At 53.5% G+C, this 4626-nt stretch carries 6 protein-coding genes; all 6 read left to right on the top strand.

What is annotated here, in order from left to right; all coding sequences use genetic code 11:
* Positions 1-164 precede the first annotated feature (164 nt).
* The 6 genes from ABEA92_RS31100 to ABEA92_RS31075 all read left to right on the top strand — a co-directional run bounded on the left by ABEA92_RS31100 (position 165) and on the right by ABEA92_RS31075 (position 4421).
* Positions 165-689, top strand: a complete 525-nt coding sequence (locus tag ABEA92_RS31100; protein ID WP_345689749.1) for a hypothetical protein — start codon at positions 165-167, stop codon at positions 687-689.
* Positions 690-1312: 623 nt separating this feature from the next.
* Positions 1313-1672 (top strand): hypothetical protein, encoded by a 360-nt coding sequence (locus ABEA92_RS31095; RefSeq protein WP_345689747.1) that lies wholly within the window; start codon positions 1313-1315, stop codon positions 1670-1672.
* Positions 1673-1778: 106 nt separating this feature from the next.
* Positions 1779-2303 (top strand): hypothetical protein, encoded by a 525-nt coding sequence (locus ABEA92_RS31090; RefSeq protein WP_345689745.1) that lies wholly within the window; start codon positions 1779-1781, stop codon positions 2301-2303.
* Positions 2304-3036: 733 nt separating this feature from the next.
* Complete coding sequence (locus tag ABEA92_RS31085; RefSeq protein ID WP_345689743.1) at positions 3037-3234, top strand: hypothetical protein; 198 nt, start codon at positions 3037-3039, stop codon at positions 3232-3234.
* Positions 3235-3636: 402 nt separating this feature from the next.
* Positions 3637-3972 carry a hypothetical protein gene (locus ABEA92_RS31080; RefSeq protein ID WP_345689741.1) on the top strand — a complete coding sequence of 112 codons (336 nt, stop codon included), beginning with the start codon at positions 3637-3639 and terminating at the stop codon, positions 3970-3972.
* 146 nt (positions 3973-4118) lie between these two features.
* Positions 4119-4421 carry a hydrolase gene (locus ABEA92_RS31075; RefSeq protein WP_345689739.1) on the top strand — a complete coding sequence of 101 codons (303 nt, stop codon included), beginning with the start codon at positions 4119-4121 and terminating at the stop codon, positions 4419-4421.
* The last annotated feature ends 205 nt before the right edge of the window (positions 4422-4626 follow it).

The following is a 4626-nucleotide window of genomic DNA, read 5'->3' as shown; positions in this document are numbered from 1 at the left end:
GACGCGCTCACTAAGGTCAAGCGATGTGCATGACTTGGGACAACGGCGAACCATGGGATGCAACGGAGCGGCGGTGGTGCGGTTTTTGGTGAGATCATTGTCAACTCCCGCCGCCCGCTGATCCCGGAAGTTCTGCCATCGAAACAATGCACTAACAGACACCCATGGGCGCATCCAGCTGGCACTACACAACCGACTACAGCGACGATCCAAACGCTGCACTACAACAGCTTCGTACCGATGTTTTCAACTCTGGGCGATACGGCGATCCTTTCGCTAACGTCAGCATCTGGACACAGCTGAAGAACATGCCGATTACCGTTAAACTGATCGTGATCGTCGCAAAGGGCTTCTATGAGATGTCTTCCTTTGCTTCATGGATCGCGCGTGGATGCCGACGTCCGCGTTCAATCGAAGAAGCGATTGCTTTGGCTGCCGAGTCCGGAACCCATTCAATCCTTGACATTGAACGATGCTCGCAGACACCAGACTTTGGCGTTGCGTGGCAACTTCAACCGGCGATTCGCAAGCGGCTGTATGGAACGGAGCATCCCACGACGGCAGACTTGGACCGAGTTGGTTGGCAAGCTGCAGCCGAGAATCTTGACCGGTGGCAGGCCGTCTATTTCCCGGTGTACGATGATGGCAATCCGGTCTCACTTGTATTCGTTGGATGCTCCGGCGATTGAAGCGATCGGAAGGCAGAAAAATGTCGTGCACACGGAGCACGGCTTGCAAGGTTTTACAAATGGATAGTCGTCTCTCCGTGCCCGGTGACGACCGCCGTTCTGCAACCGGGTAAGCTTTGCCCAATCGAACACCGTCGGTGATTCAAATGCGAAGACACGAATTCACAGCAAACGCAATCATCCACTTTCCGATGCTCGTTCTCGCTGGGATGCTCTTGGTTGCCGCGTACCCAGTGAACATCATTGTCATCCTCGTCCTCTACCTATGCGGGCTGATCGATCTTACGTACGCGAAACTGCCATTGTTTCGGCACCGAGTATTCAACTCTTTTGGGTCCCGGCACATACCTACGAAGCGACGGGAAGCGTATTTCCGGGGCTACAAACGGATCACGCTCGGAGCTGCGTTTAACTTGCTTACGCTAGTGCATTACTCGATGATGGCACCATGGCCGTAGCTACCCACCAACATGAATTGCAGAACCAAGAAATGCACGGGAGATCGCGAACTCATCTTGGGTGATGGGCACTCCATTGCGCGATCCCCGTGATTTCTACCGTTACCCGACTGAGATTCCGCACAACGTGACCTAATGATGGCGAATCGCGGCTACTATCTTCTGATGACTGAGCTTGATTTGCACGCATCGTGCGACGAACTGGTTCGTATCTACGAACACGTACGACGCAACGTTGACGTCATCGCTCCGTTCCTACCCGAAACCGCCGAGATCGACATTTTCGCAGGCCGGACTTCTCACAGCATTAAGGACATACCGCTGCTAGGCGTCTACCTTCCGGATGACGCAGATAGCAACGGAGACGTCTGCAACAAACTCCAGGACGAAATTGATGAATGGGTCATTGAGCAAGATCCCGATACACTTGACTTATTGCTAGCGGAAATTGACTTCCCTACATGGGATCACTTGGTTTCCATCGGCACGTACCCAGATCGCACCGCAACGCAGCATGGCGGGTAACCATCGCGTGCACGCGGAGGCCCGTTGGTGCGGTTTCACAAGTGGAAAATCAACTCACGGGCCCCGGTGACGCGGGTCGTTACCCGACAACTGAAACCGTAAGCTGATGGGTGCGTGGCAATACAGCGTTAACTTGCTTCCAGCGAATGGTGTCATTCGCGTTCACGGTCGCATTCCGCCTTCCATCACTGTTCCTCGTGTGACGCCAGAATCGATCGCAAACATCGACGTCGTTTGTGACGCAAGGCCAAACTATTGGCTTCGACTTCCAGATTCGCTTGGTGTCGACCTAGTAGCACAATTGGAAAAGTGGTTGACCGAAACCGAATCTTGGAGTCCCAACGCGCGGATGTTCGGTGACGACGACACACACGACCAGCTATCCATTTGGCGGGATGATAACGGAAACCTTGAGCGAATTAACATGCTCTTTTCGCTGTCCAATCCTGCCCCCAACAACTTGACTCAATTGCTGTCCATGCCGTCATTGCACGAATGTTTGTTCCACGGAATTCAATCGGAAGCCGTTTATGTTCCAACACTCGACAACTGGATTGCTGATATGCACAATTGCTCGGCGGCACGCTACCTGCGCGGACGCGAATACCCTGTCCCACGAGAAGGCGGGTAACCAAGCAATCCACCCGAGTCGCGAAGTCGGGCGTTTTGGCAATCGAAAATCTCTCGTCGCGACCGGGTGATTGCAATCGTTATCGCAACTAGCTGCGTAGCCTGCGTTGGATTTGCAATTCATTCCACCGCTGGCGCAGCAAGCGAAATTCCCGTTGGTGATTGTGCAACATCTTGTCATCGCAGTCCGTTACACTAGCCTCACTGGTCGATCCCAACGGTTGTCTGCTTGACGGGCCACCCACGGGGCGGAACGCCACTGCAACCATACTCGATTCATGCTTGCTGCGATCTGCGATAACCATGCGATGGTGACGGAGCGGCGGCATCGTTTTTGCAAAGTGGTTTAATCACCCTTCGCCGCCCGCACATCGCTCCCGTTATCGCAACTAGAGGCGTGGCCTGCTTTGATTTGTACTTCATTCCATCGCTGGCGTAACGAGCGAAATTCCCGTTGGTGTTCGTGCAACATTTTGTCATCGCAGTAAGTTACACTAGCCTCACTGGTCGATCCCAACGGTTGCCTGCTTGACGGGCCACCCACGGGGCGGAACGCCACTGCAACCATGACGGATTCATGCGTGCTACGATCTGCGATAACCATGCGATGGTGACGGAGCGGCGGCATCGTTTTTGCAAAGTGGTTTAATCACCCTTCGCCGCCCGCACATCGCTCCCGTTATCCGATGGACGTGTCAGTCATCCCGCTGACTTCATCCTGCAGAATTCTCCCGATGGCCATTCCTGAGCTACTACAGATTCGACTGATGCAGGACATGCACACACAGTGCATAGGTCGCTGTGCCGAAGGCATGCAGTTCTTTCTCAACGACTTTGCAAACGCAACATGCCAAGGGTTGATACTGTATCTCTTCGATGTCGATGGCAACTACGTCCGCCACAAAGCCTTGTTCGGGGACTATCCCGAATGACCTCGATGCAGCGCGGACAAAGATGCTATCTCAACTCGACGACGTTCAATTCTGCGACATCTCCGTGCGTCCGTTCCAAATACAAATCGACGGCGTCAATTTTGGTCTCGTCGCTGACGATGATCACGGGTGTGTCCATTTGCAGCCGGGCTCTCAGATCACATTCATGGAGCCATGGGATGGCGAGTACTACACTTAGTACTGGACTTGTATGCACAACGGGCGGATAACCAGAGAATTGCACGCGAGTGGCGGTGGCGTGCTTTTGGAAGTGGATGATCAACTCCCGCCACCGCGTGAATTCCAACGTTCCCCGACAGCCTAAACTTCATGACGGACGCCAACCCATACGAGTCGCCCGATACTAATGCGAACGATCGACGTTCCGCGATTCCAGGGCGCATGGCCGTAATTTCAATCCACATTGCCCTTCTTTTTGCGGTGTTTCTTGGCGGCCAATCGCTGTCCGTCTTGATTTCGGCGAAACCCGACGCAGGAAGACTCGAAACTGAACTTTCGGGTATGGACGATTTCTTTCGCGCCTTCACGCATTACTCGTTCGTACCAGTGATCCTCGTCTTGCTGCTCGATCTTCCCACATATTTTGCGATTCGATACTTGAAGGGCCAACCGACACGATGGGTCTGGCTACGATGGACAACGGCGATGATTCCGATCGCAATCGCTGTGTTCTATGTTGCGTTTTGGCCCTTGATACGAATACCGATTGACATCTAGCGTAAACACGGTCAAGCGGGGAACCACCCCGTGCACCGAAGGACGGCTTGCGTCATTACACGAATGGATGCTCAACCGTCCGTCCTCGGTGACGGGTACCGTTCGCCGACCGAATCCTACTCACACTTGATACGGCTGTTTTGAACTTGGAACGTAAACGTATCATCTACATCGATGTCGATGACACGCTGATCCGAACGTTCGGCACGAAGCAGATCCCGATGACGCCGTGTGTGGACTACGTTCGTCGAATGCATGCCGATGGTCACGCATTGTATTGCTGGAGTCGCGGTGGCGCGGAATACTCGCGTAACGTGGCGGTTTCTCTCGGCATTGACGAATGTTTTTTGGGTTTTCTGCCCAAGCCCGACGTTGTGCTCGACGACCGTGGTGCGGACTTATTGGATTATTGCGAGTTCATTCTTCCTTCGAATGCATCGAATCACTGACGTGCCGTATTGATGACGGTATAATTCTCAGCGTTTCAGTGACTGAATGACACAATGCATCGGCTCGAAGATGCGGCGAACAATTAAGGCTTTGACATCGCGGAGCGAGGCACGAGCGGAGCCGATGTTCAAGGCCTTGGTTCAAGAAGGCCGGTGGAACGCTTTGAAGATTCAGCGATCACCCAGAGAATTTACGAAGGGTTTT

The sequence above is a fragment of the Novipirellula caenicola genome, from assembly GCF_039545035.1.
Lineage (GTDB): Bacteria > Planctomycetota > Planctomycetia > Pirellulales > Pirellulaceae > Novipirellula > Novipirellula caenicola.
Note: the sequence above shows the minus strand (reverse complement) of the source record. Positions and strands in the feature narration are given on the sequence as shown.